The sequence below is a fragment of the Kosakonia sp. SOY2 genome (assembly GCF_027109175.1).
GTDB lineage: Bacteria > Pseudomonadota > Gammaproteobacteria > Enterobacterales > Enterobacteriaceae > Kosakonia.
The window spans coordinates 709,158-726,336 of the sequence record NZ_JAPVXH010000002.1; the positions used below are offsets into that span (position 1 = coordinate 709,158).

The window sequence follows — 17,179 nt, forward strand, 5'->3', positions numbered from 1 at the left end:
TGTTTTTTAAGAGGAAAGTTGATCGTTTTTGTTGCACGGCTCCGGAGCGTACCCAAAAGCAACACAATCCATGCTTTATTACCCGATTGAGTTTTCCATGCATTTGTTAGATTGTGTTGTCCCATACTGAAGGATGTTAGGTACGTCATGTCTTTTATACCAATTCCGGTTCCCTCAAAATTATGTATCTATATGCCAGATACTATTGCAGAGACACTCAAGTTTTTGAATAGCATAGATAATTTTGTGCTTATTAAACAGGTCCCTATTTATTTAGATTTTAGCAAGGTTAAATTTGCAAGCGCTGCAGCATCACTTTTATTGTTTGCGATTGTCAATCGTGCCCAGCTAATGACAGGGCAACCAAATCTAATTCGTTTCAAGTGGCCTAAAAAAGAAGCAAATCCTGAGGGGCACCGTTGGATTGTTGGTACCGGTTTGTCTAAGGCTTTAGTAGCTCATAGCTCTACTAAACTCCAAGCTTTAACAGCAGAACAAAGATATTTTCAATCAGCAACAGAACCGTTCGATCAATGGCTCGAAACCCTGACCATGCTTTCTAAGCACATTGAAATGACTGCTGAACAATTCGATGTTGTGTCATCTGCAATTAGCGAAGCAATGCTAAATGTGTCACATCATGCCTATGAAACAGCAGATTTTGAGTACCATGTTGAATTGCTCGAAGGAAAGCGATGGTGGCAATGTTCCTGGTTCAATGTTGAAAATAATACATTTGTCTTTATAATCTGTGACTTAGGGTGTGGTATTCATAAGTCTTACAGTTCAGCATCAAAATTATTCTCAGGACTCAATGAAGTTGCATCGGTCGGGGCTGCCTTATCTGTAGGCCAATCACGCTTTGTGAACGCTGGACGTGGTAACGGTTCTGAGGATATAAAGAGACCTATAGGTACAGGTTGTGTAGATTCTGAGACACTTCTTGTTCTTACCGGTCACACGTTTTACCACTATAATTCTTCGCAGCAGGTACCTAAATGTTCATGGATGAATGAATTTATACCTGGTACTTTAGTAGAGTGGTCACTTGCAACTAGGAGGGGATGAGATGGTTAACATCATAATAGCTAAAGATTTTTCTAGAACACCGTTTGGTCGCTTTCCTACTGACAGTGCCACCAGTAGCGCGGAGAGATTCCGTAAAGAGTTCCTTGTTCCTGCATTGCAAAGCGATGATGACGAGGTCATTGTTGACTTTGATGGTGTAGCACTTGGAGTGGGATCGTCATTCCTGGAGGAAGCATTTGGTGGGCTTATCAGGAAAGAAGGTCTTTCTAAATCTTCAGTTAAGAAGCGCTTAATTATTAAGAGCAAGATGCCCTTTTATAAAGAGCAAATCAATAAATTCATTGATATGGCTCAACCTGAATAATAAGAGGGAACTTTGGATAACGTTTCTGTAAAGGCAACTGAGGCCACGGAAAACTTCATTTCGCATTTTGGTCATCAGTATGGTTGGTGTGTTGGACTGGTCAGTGTTTGTCTGGTTTTATTCGGATGGCGTGTCACTTACAAAAATTCTGTGAAGTTAGCGACTCGCTCTGAATCAAAATCGCTAATTGATGCAATTAACAAAATCATTAATGACATCTCTGATATGTCATTAACATACTGGTTGAAATCATCCAATAAGAAAAAACAGCCGGTTAAAAAATATAAGATACATCGGTTTAATAAAAAAGCTGACGATACCGCTTCAGAATCGTCAGCATATATACTGAATGTTTTAGCCAAAACCAATCAAGTCTATAAACTGATAGATATACTTCAGAGTAGAGGTATATTTATCGAGAGTAATTTAATGTCTGACGTCATAGAAAATGCGACTCTCGATTGTGAGGACATAGACTCTTTTACCAAAGAAGATCGTACTATTAGAGCCCAAGAAGCCATTGACTCTTGCATGCTTGTTACTAAAAGCTTGTATGATAAATTTCAGTCATTTTACCCACCTATAAACAGTGAGTCTATATTCGCAAAAACCCGCAGGGTTTTTATAATGCTTGATAAATGGCATGAGAGTCTAAAATGAGACCAGCTTTCCGGCCTCATCATTTTACTTCATTGCTCTAACTGTATTGCCATCATAATCTTTCAGATACGATCCATAATGCCTGAAAAGCATTTCTGGCCCTTTATGCCCCATCTGACCAGCAAGCCAGAACAGGTTCGCTCCCTGGCTTATGTGACGTGTGGCGAAAGTATGACGGGTCTGGTAAGGGTTGCGATATCGGATCCCCGCTTTGCGTAACGTCGGCACCCACGCTTTTTTTCTAATGGCGTCAGCGCTGGCCCATGGCTTACTCGTCTTGGGATCCTCAAAAATCGTTGCATCCTTCATGAAGGTAAAAGCTTTCTGTGCGGCAAGCACCGCCATGGCTATCTCATTCAGCTCAACTTTACGTGTACCCGCCTTCGTTTTTGTCCCCTTGATCACCCCTACAACACTCGCATTCTGAACATGTGCAGTCTTGCCGATAAAATCAATGTCGCGCCAGCGAAGCGCGCAGAGTTCCGAACTGCGTAAACCGGTCTGTATAGCGAACATGAACAAGTTTTCCCACTGCTTGTTACCTGCTGATGCAAGAAGTGCATCCACTTCTGCAGGCGATAGGGGATCGACTATGTAGTCACTATCTGTGGTCGATTTATCGCTTTGGTACCGCGAAGCTGTCACCAGCGATACAGGATTAATTTGCAGCACTCCATCTGTTAGCGCCTCATCAAGAGCTGAGCGTAAGAAAGATAGCTGGTTCCTTATTGTTTTAAGTGTCGTAGTGCGGCTTTGGATCCATGCTTTTATTGCCGCAGGCGTAAGTTCGCTTGCAGGAAATGAATGAAGGTCACTTAACGCACTGCGGCATTTTTTATAACCGTTGATGGTTGAGGGTGATAATTTTCGTGTCTCGCATATCGAGAGATATTCATCAAGATACATTTTTACTGTTTTACCAGTGGCAGCGTTGCCAAATATTTTCAGTCTGGATGAGCGAGGGAAATATTCTGCATATATAAATGTCCCTCGCTCAATTTTATTATGAATTTCGCCGAGAGTTCTCTCGGCATATTTCAGGTTTTTGTTATTCACTTCGAGATTTGAAAGGGGCTCACGGCATTTAACCCCTTTATAAGTGAAAGTAATATTGATCGTCTCGCCCTGGCTGTGTTTCCTTACGGTCACACCGCGCGGGAGCTTTGGCGATTCTGTCTTGCCCATTTAGCAACCTCACTAAGATCAATCCATCTTTCCTTTACGCCTTCCACTTTCAAAACCTGAACACCCTCAAACCAAACGCCACGCTGTAATCGTTTGTTGATGGCCTCTGCTGTTTCTCCGGTTTCTTTGCAATATGTCGAGATGGGAACACAATCGAGGTTCAGCATAGATTCTCCACACCGGCTGCAACCGGCTATTTCAATCGGTACGCACATGACGAGCAGCCAAGCCTGGCGCCGTCGTTACACTTCAAACAAATTTCAGGTTCGCTGGTGGCCGGAGCCATCTGTTTAATTATCCTGGCGGTAACCAGCACCGGCATCGGAACGCGCTGGTGCCTGGCTTCTTCCAGTAGTTTTGCCAGTTCCAGCAGCCGCGCTTTGCAGTCCATTGCCTCAGCGCGCCACCATGCGACATCTTCACGCAGCCTACGTTGTCGCCGCAGTTTTAGTTTGCTGGGCATCACATCCCCCTTTACCTGCGCTTTAATTCGATAATTCCCTGACACTCTGCGCACGTCTGGCAGCCGGGAACAGCAGCACGGCGTTGTGCAGGGATATCTTCCCCGCACTCGCTACATTGCTCCGCTGATATAGCGTTGCGGTCGATACGCATGCGCTGAATGGCCTGGCTGATGTTCTGCTCTACCAGTTCGTTGGCCTGATCGATGATTTCAGCCGCCATCATGCATCTCCTTCATCTGCTCAAACTGACGGGCGATAGCAGCAGCTTCAGGCGATGGTGCGGATTTATTGCGAAGCCAGATGCAAACAGCGCCATCTTCCGTATCGTGAATGGAACCAACAAACCAGCCCTCACCAGAAGGCGCTTCTGGTTGCCACTTCGAAATGTCGTAACCATCGACAGTCGAATCAATCTCTTCCTCGTCGCGATAAACGACAGTCCATTCCAGCCCGTTAGCTTTCATCCATGCGTTAAATTCAGTGGTCGGAATATGTTCGCGACCATCGCAAAATTCCTCGTATACCGGGTGTGTCCAGTAACCATACTGATCGCGTTCTACTGGAAGCGCTGCGATTGCTGGTGATGCTAGTGTCTGCCCAGCTTCGGCTGATGTTGCTGACTGAGTACGAACCTGGGTGATGTATGCGAGGTTCAACGCCTCAAGGCGAGAAGACAGCTCTTTAATCAGGTCCGAATAAACTCCGGTCTGCTTGATGCCGGTGGCGTAATTGTTGGCGGTCGTCACCAGCTCGATAATGGTCATTGATGCCAATTCTTGTCTCATTGCGTTGTATCTCCTTTGCGTGCTGCAACGCGCGATTTTTGGATGTACGAATCCCTCGCCGGGTGGCGATAATTAATGACTGTTCGCTTTAATAAACGCCCGGGGCAGGGCGCTTAATGAAGCGGGCGGCTGCAACCGCCTGTGGCATCTCCACGTAACTGAAAGCGCGCTCCGGAAGGGGTTTGCATTAACGACCAGACACTCAGGGGAAGAGGCCGGAACGCGCTTACAGTTATGTGAAAAAATTGCGGCGCCCTCACGGGAAAGATCCGACGCCGCCAAAAACTACCAGTTGGCATTTATACTGTTGTGTGGTGCCAGACGCTTATCTTCTCGTTACTGTCGAAGCGGCTGCAATTCACCACAACTGGAAGCGCACTCCCGCTTAATCACACCTGCCACCCATAACTGATGAGAGAAGGAGTGCGCTTTCATGTTGTGTGCCTGGCTTTAACCACATCAGGTTCGGTGTTGTCCTGGTGTTCTCACCCAATCAGAAGGACTCGAATATGGACACGGTGCTGCAGCAACAAATTAACCAACTGACTCTCGAAATTGCCCGCCTGAAAGAGGCTCAGGCAGTAGCCGAGAAAAACGTTGTAAACCTTGTCGCACGGTCTGAATTTACCGTTGCGCTGATTTCGGCTCTTATTTCCGACGGCACCATCAGCACCGATGATGCTGTGGATTTCATCAAGGAGGCTCCCGTCGAAATCCCTGGTTACACTGAGAGCGTCGAGCAGGCCCGCCACACCGTTATCGAAATCCTTAGCTATCCGAGAGCACACTTTTAGCCGCCGCGTTTTACCGGACTCTTCCCGGTGGTCACACCTAATCGCCACGATGGTGAATCGCTCAGGCCGAAGTACGGGACTGGCTTGCACATTCCGGCTACCCGCTTGGGTTAGGGATACTGTCAAGGGAACCCACCGGACCGCTAACGACGCATGTGCCATACGCCGACGAATTGAATGTAGGATAACTTACCTTGCCGTGTCAATATGAAAAGTAGGAAATCTTACATCGATAGGTAAAAAAAATGCCGCACTTGGCGGCTTTGGTTGAATTGCGGATCTTTTCAGAGGTCGGTAACAACCTGTTTAACGACGCCGACAATACGGCAGTTTCCATTTACCTCAAGCACTCGATAATTTGGATTCAAAGGGACAAGGTATTTCATCGGCCCATCGATGACGAATTTTTTCAATGTCGCCTCAGTGGAACCTTCAATCTGAGCTACCACAATCCGGCCGTTAACCTCGTATGGACTACCATAATCTGGATCAACTATCACCAAAGAGCCCTCTGGGATACTTGGCGCTCCATTTGGATTAGTCATTGAATCGCCACGTACTTTCAGCGCGAATCCCTCATCAGAGAGGTTTGCAGTGGTATAAATCCATTCAGAAACATCATTTTGTGTTATTGGCGATGCAGATTCAGTCCATTCACCAGCCTGAACCCAAGTCAGGACAGGGATTTGCTTCACTCCAAATTTATCTGTGGGGCTTAACGCTGGTGCATCACTTTCAGGATCACCAACACCAGCAATGAGCCATTGGGGATTGCATTTTAGAGCAGCAGCCAACGCCTGAAGGTTAGAACCACCAGGAGCATAATCACCAGATTCCCAGCCAGTGACAGTTACACGGTTAACGCCAACGAGCTTCCCTAATACAGCCTGAGTCAGCTTTAGCTCTTTACGGCGTGAGCGGATGCGATCATTCATTTTCATGTAGGCAATCCTACCATTTATCTATGTAGGAATCCTTGACCTCTATATGTAAGATATCCTACTATTCAGATGTTCCCATTTACTACATGAGAGGGTCATATGAACAAAGACGAAGTGCTTTCTTACTTCGGTGGCGTGAGCAACCTTGCAAGGCTGCTGGGTATTTCTCACGCATCAGTTTCAGGCTGGGGAAACGTAATTCCTAAAGGTCGCGCTTTTGAAATCCAGACCATCACCAACAACGCATTGAAAGTCGATCCGACTCTTTATGCAAAGCCTAACGAAACGGCCGCTTAATCGTAACTACCAAAGGAAAAACAAGATGGTAGAGCACAGCTTGAAAGAAGTGGTTAAGGCGATGTGTAAAGCCTATCCCGGTGGACGTGAAGCCATGGCCGGTGCGCTTGGCATGACCGCCACGCAGTTCAATAACAACCTTTACGAGAAAAATGGCTGCCGGTTTTTCGAAGTGACAGAGCTGGAAGCGATGGAGGACTTATCGAATACCTCATTCCTGGCTGATTACTTTGCGAAGCGCCGCGGCTGTCTGCTGGTGGAAGTTCCAACCTTTGAAGATCTCGATCGCGTCGACCTTTTCAGCAGGGCGATGCGCACCGCCGCAGCTCGCGGGCAGGTTGATCAGATTATCCAACAGGCACTAGAAGACGGGGTGATTGAACAGCATGAAGCAGAACTTATCCACGAATATCACCGCCGTCATATGGCTGCGCGTGAAGAAGAAGTCGCGGCCATCATCGAATTATTCAGCCGCAAAAAGAAGTGACGCCAGCAGGTTGCAGCCTCTGGCGTCGTGGCGTGTCGATCGTTGTGGAGATACCTACGCATGAACAGTTTAAACCGATATCGGCCAGCTAAGCAATTCCGCTGCCCACCGCTGGTGGGGCGTAATGCACCGTTCGGCTATGTGGAAAGAGTACGCGGTACCGCTGACGCCCACAACTACCAGCGAGCCGCCGGAATGGTAGAGGCGTTTGCCACTATGAACGAGCAGGGGCGCGAAGAATGGCTGAAGTTAACCGGCGGTTCAGAGACCACCGCGGAATCCCGGTACGGGTCATCCGCTGGGAGCCAGAAAAGCAGCGCGTTATCTACCTACGGCAAGGTTACGAGCACGAGTGCTTCAGCCCGCTTGAGCAGTTCCAGCGTAAATTCAGAGAAATAAAGGACGACCATGAGCACTAAATTAACTGGTTACGTCTGGGACGCCTGTGCCGCTTCTGGCATGAAGCTGTCCAGCGTGGCGATCATGGCGCGCCTGGCCGACTTCAGCAACGACGAGGGCGTGTGCTGGCCGTCCATCGAGACGATTGCCCGCCAGCTTGGTGCGGGTGAAAGCACTGTACGAACCGCGATTGGCAAGCTGGAGCAGGACGGCTGGCTGACACGTCAGCAGCGCCGCAAGGGTAATCGTAACGCGTCGAACGTTTACCAGCTCAATGTGGCAAAACTTCAGGCCGCTGCCTTTTCTCACCTGTCAGATTCTGACGCGTCAAAATCTGACACCTCAAAATCTGATGGGTCGAATTCTGATGCCTCAAAATCTGACGCGTCGAAATCCAGCAAAGCAAGCGATTTTCACCCGTCAGAATCTGGGGGGGATCCGTCAGTAAATTCAACTACAGATCCATCAGATAAAAAACCTTCTTGTCCGGTTGCTGCGCAACCCGACGTTGCGGTGGTGATCACCGATCAGGCTAAACAGGTTTTGACCTACCTGAACCAGAAGACCGGATCACGGTATCAGGTCAGTAAATCCTCGCTGGATAACATCCGTGCCCGCCTTGGTGATGGTTTCACCGTTGCTGAGCTGGATCTCGTTGTGGACTACACAACCGCAAAATGGGGGCAGGATCTGCGCATGGCTGAATACCTGCGCCCGACAACGCTTTTCCTGCCATCAAAATTCCCTGGTTACCTCCAGGCCGCGAACAAATGGGTTGAGGCAGGGCGCCCGGAACGCCGTAACGGCGAATGGGTAAGCAGCACAGCAGCGCGCGCCAGTTTCCAGAATGTTGATTATTCGCTGCCGGAAAACGCGGGGTTCCGGTCATGAGCACGTTTTCTGAAGTCCTCGAATACATCCAGCAAAACGGCGAATGCACCACTAACGAGGTGTGTTGCGGCCTTGAACATCTGGATCTCAGAGTCGTGCAGCGCACGCTTGAGCGCCTGGCGAGCATCGGCCAGTTGAAGCGCAAGCCGCTTGGCCGCTTTTTCCTGTATTACACAGACGCACCGATTGCCCCCAGCGAAACGGGCCGTCCGGTTGAACTGGCGAACAAGGCGCTTGATCTGGAGGCAAGGGGGTTACGCCGTCGCGCCGCAACGGTATGGCTGGAAGCCTTTGATTGTGCCAAGACGCCGCAGGCCAGAGCGTGCTTCGCGCTGCGCCGGGCAAAATGCCTTTCCGGCATGACGCGCGGTGTCGCTGATGGTGCCGGGAACCGCTGGAACGAAACCAATATCGGGGGTTCACAGTGAGCCAGGTAGATAACATCATCACCATTTCCAGACCATCAGAAACGCCAGCTCCGCGCATTTACCAACGCCCGTTCCTCAAATGGGCAGGTGGAAAGTTTTCACTGCTGCCAGAACTTGATCGCCTCATCCCGGCGGGTAAACGCCTCATCGAACCATTTGTTGGCGGCGGCTCGGTGTTCCTCAACTCTGATAAGCATGAAAGTTTCCTGCTGGCGGACGTAAACGCTGATCTGATCAACCTGTACCAGATGCTGACAGTAGTTCCCGAGCTGGTAACCGAGTGGGCCAGGGGATTCTTTGAAAAGCTGAACGATGAAGACAGCTATATCGCCTGTCGCGAAGAGTTCAACAACCAGAGCATGTCCGGACCTGAGCGCGCCGCCGCCTTCCTGTATATCAACCGCCACTGCTTCAATGGCCTAATCCGCTACAACCGAAACGGCGATTTCAATGTCGGCTATGGCAAATACCGTGCTCCGTATTTTCCCGCAGCCGAGATAAACGCCTTCGTCTCAATGTCGCGCCGCTGCGTGTTCATGAATGCCGGTTACATCCGCACGCTGGCGCTGGCAGGTGAGGGCGATGTCGTTTACTGCGATCCGCCCTATGAACCGTTGCCCGGTACCGCAGGTTTTACTAACTATGCCGCCGGGGGTTTTACATGGGACGACCAGCAGGCGTTAGCGTGCTGCTGTGTTGCTGCGCATCAGCGTGGTGCCAGAGTGGTGATCAGCAATTCCACCGCGCCCCGCATCATCGAGCTTTACAAGGGGCATGGCTTCGACCTGCACCACGTCAGCGCCCGCCGCGCCATATCGAGCAAAGGCAGCACGCGCGAAACCGCCACCGATATCGTGGCCATTCTCTGAGGGGGAACCGTGGAAGAACGTAAACCACTGACTGACCGGCAGCAGCAGGTGCTAAATGCGCTGGTGGATTTTCACAACATGCACGGCTACCCGCCGACCTATACCGAGCTTGCGGCGCTGATTGGCGTCTCGTCGGGTAATGCTGCTTTTGAACACCTGCGCGCCCTGGTGAAAAAAGGCTACATCACGATTGCCAGCGGCACTGCGCGCGGCATCAAAGTGATCGGCGTAAACGACACGCTGGCGCTCGATGAAGCCGAACAAGTGATCCGGGCGCTCCTGGCGGGCGAGGAAAGCTCGTCAGATCTGGCTCATGAATGGCTGAAACGCAGAGGGTCCGCGGCATGAAGCTGAAACTACCTTTCCCGCCCAGCGTGAACACCTACTGGCGCGCCCCGGATAAGGGGCCGCTGAAAGGCCGCCACCTCATCAGCGCCGCCGGGCGCAAGTACCAAAGCGACGCCTGCGCGGCAATCATCGAGCAGTTACGCCGTCTGCCAAAACCGTCAACTGAACTGGCAGCAGTGGAAATCACCCTTTACCCGCCGGACAACCGCCGCCGGGACATCGACAACTACAACAAAGCGCTGCTGGACTCGCTGACGCATGCCGGAGTGTGGGAGGACGACAGGCAGGTAAAACGCATGCTGGTGGAATGGGGGCCAGTAGTGAAGGGCGGCAGAGTGGAAATTTCGATCACTAGATATATACCAACAGCGGTTGCAGCCGCTTAACGGAGATACGCATGCAACAGATGAACGCAACATCAGCTTTCACCCCTGCGCCATTTTTACCGGGGCAGGAACTGACCATGAGCAGCCAGGAGATTGCTGATCTGGTTCAGTCTCGGCACGACAAAGTGAAGCAGTCAATTGAAAGGCTTGCCGCAAAGGGCACAATCCAACTCCCCCCAATGGGGGAAGTTAGAAATCACCTAGGGCAGGCGGTCGCCGTGTATATGGTAGGTAAGCGCGATAGCTATGTGGTTGTGGCGCAATTATCGCCGGAGTTTACCGCCCGCCTGGTGGATCGCTGGCAGGAACTGGAAAGCCAGCAGGCAATGCAGGTGCCGAAATCATTACCTGAAGCACTGCGCCTCGCTGCTGATCTGGCTGAGCAGCAGCAACAGCTTAAACAGGAACTGGCAGCCGCCGCGCCGAAGGTTGAATTTGTCGATCGTTATTGCTCCGCGAAAGGCTCGATGTCCTTCCGGCAGGTGGCGAAGCTGCTTAACGCCAAAGAGCCCGAGTTTCGATGCTTCCTGCTGGATAACGACATTCTGTATCGCCTTGGCGGCACGCTGACGCCGCGCCACCGTCATATCGCTCTTGGCCGGTTCGAAGTGAAAACCGGTACCAGCATCGAAAATAATCATGCATTCAGCCAGGCACGATTTACGGCAAAAGGTGTGCAGTGGATTGGCGGTCTGTGGGCGGCACATATCACGAAGGAGGGCGCAGAGTGAGGGCGCTATTAAATCCTGTCGTGGTAACTGAGCTTGGTCTCGTCATGTTCCGTCCCGGCGTGGCCCTGCTGCCACATTTTCGCCGCGGTCGCATGTTGCTTGAAAACGAACCCGTGCGCCTGGCGGGTATGCCGAATGGTGAACTTCCACCAGCAGAGCAACCGCTGGCGGAAGATCCGGCGCTGGCTGGCGTATTCGAAAATGAAGCGGTGTTGCGCCGCGCTGGCGGCATCAACGGTCTGGAAAGCTGGCTCGAATCCGGTACCGGATGCCAGTGGCCACACGAAAGCTGGCACGATGAGAACATGACAACCATGCGCCACGCACCGGGCGCGATCCGTCTGTGCTGGCATTGCGACAACATCCTGCGCGAGCACAGCACCGAACAACTTGCAGCCATAGCCAGGGCGAACTGCGCCGCATACATCCTTACTACCGCACGCCGCGAGCTTGGCTTCGACGACTCCCATTCACTGACGCTGCCGGAGTTCTGCTGGTGGCTGGCGCGTAACGGACTTGCCGACGTGCTGCCGGAGGAAGCCGCCCGGCAGGTTCTGCTTATGCCTAAGCCGGTCATTAAATCGGTAACGCGCGAGCTTGATCTGGTGCCCGGAATGCCACAGGCGCGGGAAATCGTTGAGGAAGTGGCAAAGCAGGTGCTGGCGCTGAGCATCGATCCGGAGACGCCGGAATCCTTCATGCTGCGCCCTAAGCGCCGCCGCTGGGAAAATCCAGTTTGGACCCGCTGGGTTAAATCGCAGCAATGCATGTGCTGCTATAACCCGGCAGACGACCCCCATCACATCATTGGCCACGGTTTTGGTGGGGTGGGAACCAAGGTGCACGACCTGTTTGTGATCCCGCTTTGCAGAGCGCATCACGACGCGTTGCACGCTGACACCGTGGCATTTGAAGAGAAATATGGCAGCCAGCTTGAATTGCTGTTTCGTTTTTTATCTCGCGCGCTGGGAATCGGCGTGCTGGCGTAAAGTGGAGACGCTATGAACCTCGAATCATTACCTAAATTCTATTCGCCAAAGTCGCAGAAATATAACGACGAGACGCCAGCTACGGGCGGTGTCGCACTGACCATTACCGATGTAATGGCGGCTCAGGGCATGGTGCAGTCAAAAGCATCGCTTGGCTTTAATCTGTTCCTGGCAAAGATGGGGATTCAGGATCCGGCACCGGCGATTGATGGACTGATGAACTATGCGCTGGCGCTCAAAAATCCGGTGCTGATGAAACTCAGCGAGAAAGCCCGCCTCGAAATTCTGCCGGTACTGGTGCAGTTCGCCTATGCCGATTATTCCCGATCGGCGGCAAGTAAGGCGCGGTGCCCGCATTGTAATGGCCTTGGTGTATTGCATGTTATGCGCGATGTGGTCAAGCACCCCGGCGTTAAAGGCGTGGAGGCAAAGGTCAGGTATGAAGAGGTACAAGAGATCTGCCATCACTGCGGCGGTAAAGGAGAGGTAAGAACAGCGTGCCGTGGCTGCAAAGGCAAGGGTGAAGTGCTCGATGAAAAACGCACCAAACTGCACGGTGTGCCGGTCAATAAGGTATGCGGTCGCTGTAACGGCAATCGCTACAGCCGCGTACCAACAACCCTTGCCCGCGCACTGGTCAAGAAGGTTGTGCCAGATCTGACCAATTACGAATGGTATAGCGGTTATGCCGATGTGATTAATGCGCTGGTGACTAAATGCTGGCTAGAAGAGGCAAACGCAGAGATGCATTTAAGAAAAGTGACACGTTAGCCACATTTTCGCGACTTATACCGTCATGATGCTTGCAATGTTCAAAAAAAATGGTTAGGATTTTCCTAACGATGGGCATTGTATGTTCAACGTTAAAACCCCGCCCAGAGCGGGTTTTTTTGTACGGGTGGTTGACAAATATTAAAAAAAGCGAAAATATTAGGTTTACGAATCCTCAAAAAGGCGAAACTTAGTATGAGCGAAAGACAGTTGCCCCCTTGCTGGGAACTACAGCCCTACCTTGCAGAAGATTCTGTTCGTTTTCTGCTCTCCGAAATCGCCGATGTTTTGGAGCAACTGTATTACCACCGACATCGACTGGATACTAATTGGTCGGAAGGGGTGAGAGCTTACGATTGGGTGCGTAGCTACTTAATACAAAATGAGGGCGCTATTCCTGGTTTGAAGATGCTCTCTAAAAATTTGGGCTACGTTCTTGCCCTTCATAAAGTACCGCTTCAGTTCTCGAAAGACTGCATTAATAACCCCAAGAAAAAGCATCGGCTCTTGCGAAACAAGATCGAGCATGAGCAGTTAAGTCTCTTCGGAAAATCTGAGCCTGAGCAAGATATTACTTGGCGTATCCTTGCAGAACCATTTATTTCAGAGATCGATGAAGAAGACGATGACTTGACGTTACCTCGTTGGGTCGTCGGTTTGGTTGGCTTTAACTCGTACGGTGTTGCAGTTTCAAAAGTCCTTCATCACACCACGGCGACTATCCCATTAATGTCTATCGATCCTTCTTATCTTCCGACAGAAGCAAAAATCGATGACCCTGATTTACGCCATCGTAAGAAAAACGATGATTTGGATGTAGAAGATGATGGAACAACTGGTAATAAATGATCATGAATACCGGGGTGATAAACTCAAACTAGCAAGAATGGCGAAAGGATTATCCTGTGAAGAGCTTGCTGCCACGCTAGGGAAAACCAAGCAATTTGTAAGCAAGCTTGAAAAGGGGGCTAAACCGTCGGAATCACTTCTGGTGGAATTATCTCGTGCGCTAGATATTCAACCCGGTTTCCTTTTCTCTGAGCGTAAATATGCTCTTGAAAGTGATGTTTGCCACTTCAGAAGTAAAAAATCAAGAACTCAAACTCTCACAAATAGCATTTTGGCAAGGGCGGAAATATTGAATTTGATAATTTCTTCACTTGAAGAAGAAATTCAATTTCCCGAAGTAAATATTCCAGAAATTTCTGGAACTGATTTGACTAGTCCAAATGATGTTGAGAGGGTGGCTGAAGAATGTCGTCGGTCGTGGAAGCTTGGGCTTGGCCCCATATCTTCGATGGTAAAACTGGCAGAAAGTTTAGGTGTTATTGTTGCTCATGTAACTGGTGTCGATGACCGTGTAGATGCTTTCACTGTGCATAACAATCGACCAGTAATCATTAGAAATGATGCCAAGAAGAGCATATGTAGATTCAGGTCAGACATTGGGCATGAACTTGGCCACCTTGTCATGCATGAGGGTATCGTTACCGGCGATAAGCTAACGGAATCGCAGGCTGATCATTTCTCAAGTGCTTTGCTTGCACCCAGAACATCTTTCATCAAAGAATTTCCACGCTTAAGGGGAAAGCAATTTGACTGGAATGCGTTGATTGCCTTTAAGCTGCGTTGGAAAATAAGTTTGAAGATGAGTATCTACCGAGCCTCTTTTCTTGGATTGATATCGCAGGAACAAGCGAGAACAGGTTATATGCACCTCAATACAAAGGGATTCACTAAAGTTGAACCTGGCGATGAACATATACCTAAAGAGGCTCCTGGTATGCTTAATTCAGCAGTCCAAATGCTGGATGACAATACATGGTTAAACATCATGGAGCGTACTGGACTTACAGTTCAAATGACCCGGGAATTGTTCAACGTAAATAAGATACTAAGCAATCCCAAGCCTCATCTGAAAGTGGTTTAAAAAATATACATAATAAAGGCTCGCTTCGGCGGGCCTTTTCACTGCCCTGCATAAATGATGGGCTTCCGGCTGTGAAAATGGGCGGCTGGTGGGTGTTGTAGCACCCGGCCAGCCATTCGCTCATGTTTGAGGTCACAAGCGAACCAGGGCCCACTGCTTTAGCGCAAAAGCATAGTGAGCCTATCAGAGTCCCGCTGACTGATCCATGAAAAATACTGTCAATTTAAACAGTGTTGATTTAATCAATGCTGACTGTCTGCATTACATCGCAACCCTTCCTGATAACTCAATTGACCTGATTGTTACCGATCCGCCTTACTTCAGGGTCAAGCCGGATGGCTGGGACAATCAGTGGATGGGCGACGAGGATTATTTAAAGTGGCTCGATGGCTGCCTGGCGCAGTGCTGGCGAGTCCTCAAACCATCTGGCAGCATCTACTTGTTCTGCGGTCACAGGCTTGCGGCAGATATCGAGTTGATAATGCGCCGCCGGTTCAGCGTGCTGAATCACATTATCTGGGCAAAACCGTCCGGAAGGTGGAACGGCTGCAATAAAGAAAGCCTGCGGGCTTACTTCCCGGCGACTGAGCGTATTCTTTTCGCAGAACATTATCTGGGGCCGTACCGACCTAAAGACGATGGATATGAGCAGAAAGGGACTGAGCTAAAGCAAAGCCTGATGGCTCCCCTGATTGACTATTTCCGGAGCGCCCGCGCATCACTTGGTGTGACGGCAAAGGAAATTGCAGACGCTACCGGCAAGAAGAATATGGTTTCGAACTGGTTCGGCGCCAGCCAGTGGCAACTTCCGGGCGAAGCTGATTACCTGAAGTTGCAGATGTTGTTCACGCGCATAGCGGCAGAGAAGCAGCGCCGGAGCGAACTGGATCAGCCTCATCATCAGCTGGTGGCCACATACCATTCGCTTAACCGTAAATACTGCGAACTACTGGAAGAATACAAATCACTGCGGCGGCACTTTGCTGTCACTGCGTCGGTTCCGTATACGGATGTATGGACGCACAAACCGGTGCAGTTCTATCCGGGCAAACATCCCTGCGAAAAGCCCGCTGATATGTTGCAGCAGATTATCTCTGCCAGCAGCAGGCCGGGAGAAGTTGTCGCTGACTTCTTTATGGGCTCAGGCTCAACGATAAAGGCAGCAATAGCACTCGGTAGAAGAGGGATTGGTGTAGAGCTCGAAGAAGAACGATTCAACCAGACTGTATCAGAAATAAAGCAACAGTTTATCAATAGTGGTGAATAACCCGTTCTCTTTATCATTTCATGGACATAGCCAGTAGTATAAGTTAGATAGTTTATTCTGCGCCTGTGTTCATAATTTTTTGTTGCAAATCTTTTATTAAGAAAAATCCTAATTTTTTTGATAGTACGGCACATTACTCTTGTTGAACAAACGCGACAGGGATCCCAAAAGGAGTTAAGTAATGTCAGACTATTTGTCAGGACGGAATTCAGCAGACAACCTTCCTTCGTTTAACAGACCGCAAACGTGGGGTGGGCCAGGTCCTGTTGATTTCGATTTTCATGCTCTGGCGAAACAACTGGATTGCACGCGGGACTTCAGCCAGGCTGGCATTATTTATTCTAATGGCGTGAGCCAGTGGCTGGTCAGGCCGTCCCGACGAATTGCTAATCCGGCTCAAAGTACAGTAACTCATATTATCGTTACGAAGGTCAGCAATACTTCACCACAGAGTGCGGCACAGGCGACAGCAAAGGCGATCCAGGCACCATCTCTGGCGACAGAAATTACTTCAACCGCGATGTCATGCGGGGCTATGGTAGCAACTGCGGTTCTTGCCATGACGTCCACTTTCTTTATACCTTTTACAGCTGCGGCAACCGGGTATATTGCTGGTGTAATGATAGCTGGTAGCTTAGCAACAGGCGCTCAGTGCTTTATTGGTGCGGGACGTTTAATTTACATTCATAACGGGAATGAAGATGATGTTGCCTGGCTGGACTCTCAGGGATGGTATACGGCGACGGTAACAGCTCTGGATATCATTTCTCTCGCTGGTGCCGGTGCCGGGTTAACAAAGACAGTAGAGATATATCGGATGATGAAAAGCTCATCCTCTTTAAAGGCCATTGAATGGCTCAAAGGTTTAAGTAGACCTGAACGTAAACGGATAACGATTGAAATAATTCGCGCAAAGAACCCGGGTATATCCAATGAAGGTGTTAAAGCTCTCATAAAAGCTGGGGCATATCCCACGCGCTACCCTGCAGAAGCATTGCAAAAATCGCTTCAGTACGAATTAATGAAGGCTATTACCGACTCTTCTGCGTTTGCCGGGAGTGCGTTTTCTGGAACGCTCAGAAATCCACAAAATGTGCAGAAGTCCGGGCAATATGTATTTGGACTAATACAATCATTTTCAGTTTAAGGAAGTAATTGAACTGC

Annotated in this window: 25 protein-coding genes; 19 read left to right on the plus strand and 6 right to left on the minus strand. The window is 49.9% G+C overall.

From position 1 onward, the window contains the following. Positions 1 to 147 precede the first annotated feature (147 nt). Genes O3S68_RS16355 through O3S68_RS16365 form a run of 3 tightly spaced genes read left to right on the plus strand, consistent with a single transcriptional unit; the run spans position 148 to position 2,053 of the window. Positions 148 to 1,068: a hypothetical protein gene (locus O3S68_RS16355; protein WP_269231958.1), complete on the plus strand. Its 921-nt coding sequence runs from the start codon at positions 148 to 150 to the stop codon at positions 1,066 to 1,068. 1 nt (position 1,069) lies between these two features. Next, the gene (locus O3S68_RS16360) at positions 1,070 to 1,393 is read left to right on the plus strand and encodes an STAS-like domain-containing protein (protein WP_269231959.1); all 324 of its coding nucleotides are present in this window, start codon (positions 1,070 to 1,072) and stop codon (positions 1,391 to 1,393) included. Positions 1,394 to 1,405: 12 nt separating this feature from the next. Beyond that, positions 1,406 to 2,053, plus strand: coding sequence for a hypothetical protein (locus O3S68_RS16365; RefSeq protein ID WP_269231960.1), 648 nt, complete (start codon positions 1,406 to 1,408; stop codon positions 2,051 to 2,053). A gap of 24 nt (positions 2,054 to 2,077) precedes the next feature. Here O3S68_RS16365 and O3S68_RS16370 read toward each other — a convergent pair whose 3' ends face one another. From O3S68_RS16370 to O3S68_RS16390, 5 genes are read right to left on the minus strand one after another with little or no spacing between them, the layout of a single operon-like run. Continuing rightward, on the minus strand, positions 2,078 to 3,238 hold the full coding sequence (locus O3S68_RS16370) for a site-specific integrase (protein ID WP_269231961.1): 1,161 nt from the start codon (positions 3,236 to 3,238) through the stop codon (positions 2,078 to 2,080). Beyond that, positions 3,199 to 3,405, minus strand: a complete 207-nt coding sequence (locus O3S68_RS16375; protein ID WP_131409031.1) for an excisionase — start codon at positions 3,403 to 3,405, stop codon at positions 3,199 to 3,201. Before O3S68_RS16375 ends, O3S68_RS16370 begins: the two co-directional genes overlap by 40 nt. 26 nt (positions 3,406 to 3,431) lie before the next feature. Continuing rightward, positions 3,432 to 3,701 (minus strand): hypothetical protein, encoded by a 270-nt coding sequence (locus O3S68_RS16380; protein WP_269231962.1) that lies wholly within the window; start codon positions 3,699 to 3,701, stop codon positions 3,432 to 3,434. An 11-nt stretch (positions 3,702 to 3,712) separates the two neighbouring features. Next, positions 3,713 to 3,922, minus strand: coding sequence for a TraR/DksA C4-type zinc finger protein (locus O3S68_RS16385; RefSeq protein WP_269232027.1), 210 nt, complete (start codon positions 3,920 to 3,922; stop codon positions 3,713 to 3,715). Next, positions 3,912 to 4,277: a hypothetical protein gene (locus O3S68_RS16390; protein WP_269232028.1), complete on the minus strand. Its 366-nt coding sequence runs from the start codon at positions 4,275 to 4,277 to the stop codon at positions 3,912 to 3,914. The genes O3S68_RS16385 and O3S68_RS16390 overlap by 11 nt, the downstream gene beginning before the upstream one ends. A 719-nt stretch (positions 4,278 to 4,996) precedes the next feature. On the opposite strand from O3S68_RS16390, the gene O3S68_RS16395 reads away from it, so the two are divergent. After that, complete coding sequence (locus O3S68_RS16395; protein ID WP_147271677.1) at positions 4,997 to 5,281, plus strand: hypothetical protein; 285 nt, start codon at positions 4,997 to 4,999, stop codon at positions 5,279 to 5,281. Between the two features lie 284 nt (positions 5,282 to 5,565). On the opposite strand, the gene O3S68_RS16400 is transcribed toward O3S68_RS16395, so the two are convergent. Then, positions 5,566 to 6,222 carry a LexA family protein gene (locus O3S68_RS16400; RefSeq protein ID WP_249881457.1) on the minus strand — a complete coding sequence of 219 codons (657 nt, stop codon included), beginning with the start codon at positions 6,220 to 6,222 and terminating at the stop codon, positions 5,566 to 5,568. A gap of 99 nt (positions 6,223 to 6,321) precedes the next feature. Between O3S68_RS16400 and O3S68_RS16405 the strand changes: the two genes are divergently transcribed. The 15 genes from O3S68_RS16405 (at position 6,322) to O3S68_RS16475 (ending at position 17,162) form a co-directional block, all read left to right on the plus strand. Continuing rightward, on the plus strand, positions 6,322 to 6,519 hold the full coding sequence (locus tag O3S68_RS16405) for a Cro/CI family transcriptional regulator (RefSeq protein ID WP_131409057.1): 198 nt from the start codon (positions 6,322 to 6,324) through the stop codon (positions 6,517 to 6,519). 25 nt (positions 6,520 to 6,544) lie between these two features. Then, positions 6,545 to 7,006 (plus strand): YmfL family putative regulatory protein, encoded by a 462-nt coding sequence (locus tag O3S68_RS16410; protein WP_269231963.1) that lies wholly within the window; start codon positions 6,545 to 6,547, stop codon positions 7,004 to 7,006. Positions 7,007 to 7,245: 239 nt separating this feature from the next. Beyond that, positions 7,246 to 7,425: a DUF4222 domain-containing protein gene (locus O3S68_RS16415; protein ID WP_269231964.1), complete on the plus strand. Its 180-nt coding sequence runs from the start codon at positions 7,246 to 7,248 to the stop codon at positions 7,423 to 7,425. After that, on the plus strand, positions 7,415 to 8,296 hold the full coding sequence (locus O3S68_RS16420) for a conserved phage C-terminal domain-containing protein (protein WP_269231965.1): 882 nt from the start codon (positions 7,415 to 7,417) through the stop codon (positions 8,294 to 8,296). Before O3S68_RS16415 ends, O3S68_RS16420 begins: the two co-directional genes overlap by 11 nt. After that, positions 8,293 to 8,724, plus strand: a complete 432-nt coding sequence (locus O3S68_RS16425; protein ID WP_269231966.1) for a PerC family transcriptional regulator — start codon at positions 8,293 to 8,295, stop codon at positions 8,722 to 8,724. Before O3S68_RS16420 ends, O3S68_RS16425 begins: the two co-directional genes overlap by 4 nt. After that, positions 8,721 to 9,593, plus strand: coding sequence for a DNA adenine methylase (locus tag O3S68_RS16430; protein WP_269231967.1), 873 nt, complete (start codon positions 8,721 to 8,723; stop codon positions 9,591 to 9,593). Before O3S68_RS16425 ends, O3S68_RS16430 begins: the two co-directional genes overlap by 4 nt. A gap of 9 nt (positions 9,594 to 9,602) precedes the next feature. After that, positions 9,603 to 9,941 (plus strand): LexA family transcriptional regulator, encoded by a 339-nt coding sequence (locus tag O3S68_RS16435; RefSeq protein WP_269231968.1) that lies wholly within the window; start codon positions 9,603 to 9,605, stop codon positions 9,939 to 9,941. Further along, on the plus strand, positions 9,938 to 10,327 hold the full coding sequence (locus O3S68_RS16440) for a RusA family crossover junction endodeoxyribonuclease (protein WP_269231969.1): 390 nt from the start codon (positions 9,938 to 9,940) through the stop codon (positions 10,325 to 10,327). Before O3S68_RS16435 ends, O3S68_RS16440 begins: the two co-directional genes overlap by 4 nt. A gap of 11 nt (positions 10,328 to 10,338) precedes the next feature. Next, positions 10,339 to 11,058, plus strand: coding sequence for a phage antirepressor KilAC domain-containing protein (locus O3S68_RS16445; RefSeq protein WP_442913162.1), 720 nt, complete (start codon positions 10,339 to 10,341; stop codon positions 11,056 to 11,058). Beyond that, a complete protein-coding gene (locus O3S68_RS16450; RefSeq protein WP_269231970.1) occupies positions 11,055 to 12,047 on the plus strand; it encodes a DUF968 domain-containing protein in 993 nt (330 codons plus the stop codon). Before O3S68_RS16445 ends, O3S68_RS16450 begins: the two co-directional genes overlap by 4 nt. Before the next feature lie 12 nt (positions 12,048 to 12,059). Next, the gene (locus tag O3S68_RS16455; protein WP_269231971.1) at positions 12,060 to 12,818 is read left to right on the plus strand and encodes an antitermination protein; all 759 of its coding nucleotides are present in this window, start codon (positions 12,060 to 12,062) and stop codon (positions 12,816 to 12,818) included. A gap of 195 nt (positions 12,819 to 13,013) precedes the next feature. Next, the gene (locus tag O3S68_RS16460) at positions 13,014 to 13,667 is read left to right on the plus strand and encodes a hypothetical protein (RefSeq protein WP_269231972.1); all 654 of its coding nucleotides are present in this window, start codon (positions 13,014 to 13,016) and stop codon (positions 13,665 to 13,667) included. Beyond that, positions 13,645 to 14,748, plus strand: a complete 1,104-nt coding sequence (locus tag O3S68_RS16465; RefSeq protein WP_269232030.1) for a helix-turn-helix domain-containing protein — start codon at positions 13,645 to 13,647, stop codon at positions 14,746 to 14,748. Before O3S68_RS16460 ends, O3S68_RS16465 begins: the two co-directional genes overlap by 23 nt. A 205-nt stretch (positions 14,749 to 14,953) precedes the next feature. Then, positions 14,954 to 16,015 (plus strand): DNA-methyltransferase, encoded by a 1,062-nt coding sequence (locus tag O3S68_RS16470; RefSeq protein WP_269231973.1) that lies wholly within the window; start codon positions 14,954 to 14,956, stop codon positions 16,013 to 16,015. Positions 16,016 to 16,196: 181 nt separating this feature from the next. Then, a complete protein-coding gene (locus O3S68_RS16475) occupies positions 16,197 to 17,162 on the plus strand; it encodes a hypothetical protein (protein ID WP_269231974.1) in 966 nt (321 codons plus the stop codon). Positions 17,163 to 17,179: the final 17 nt, after the last annotated feature.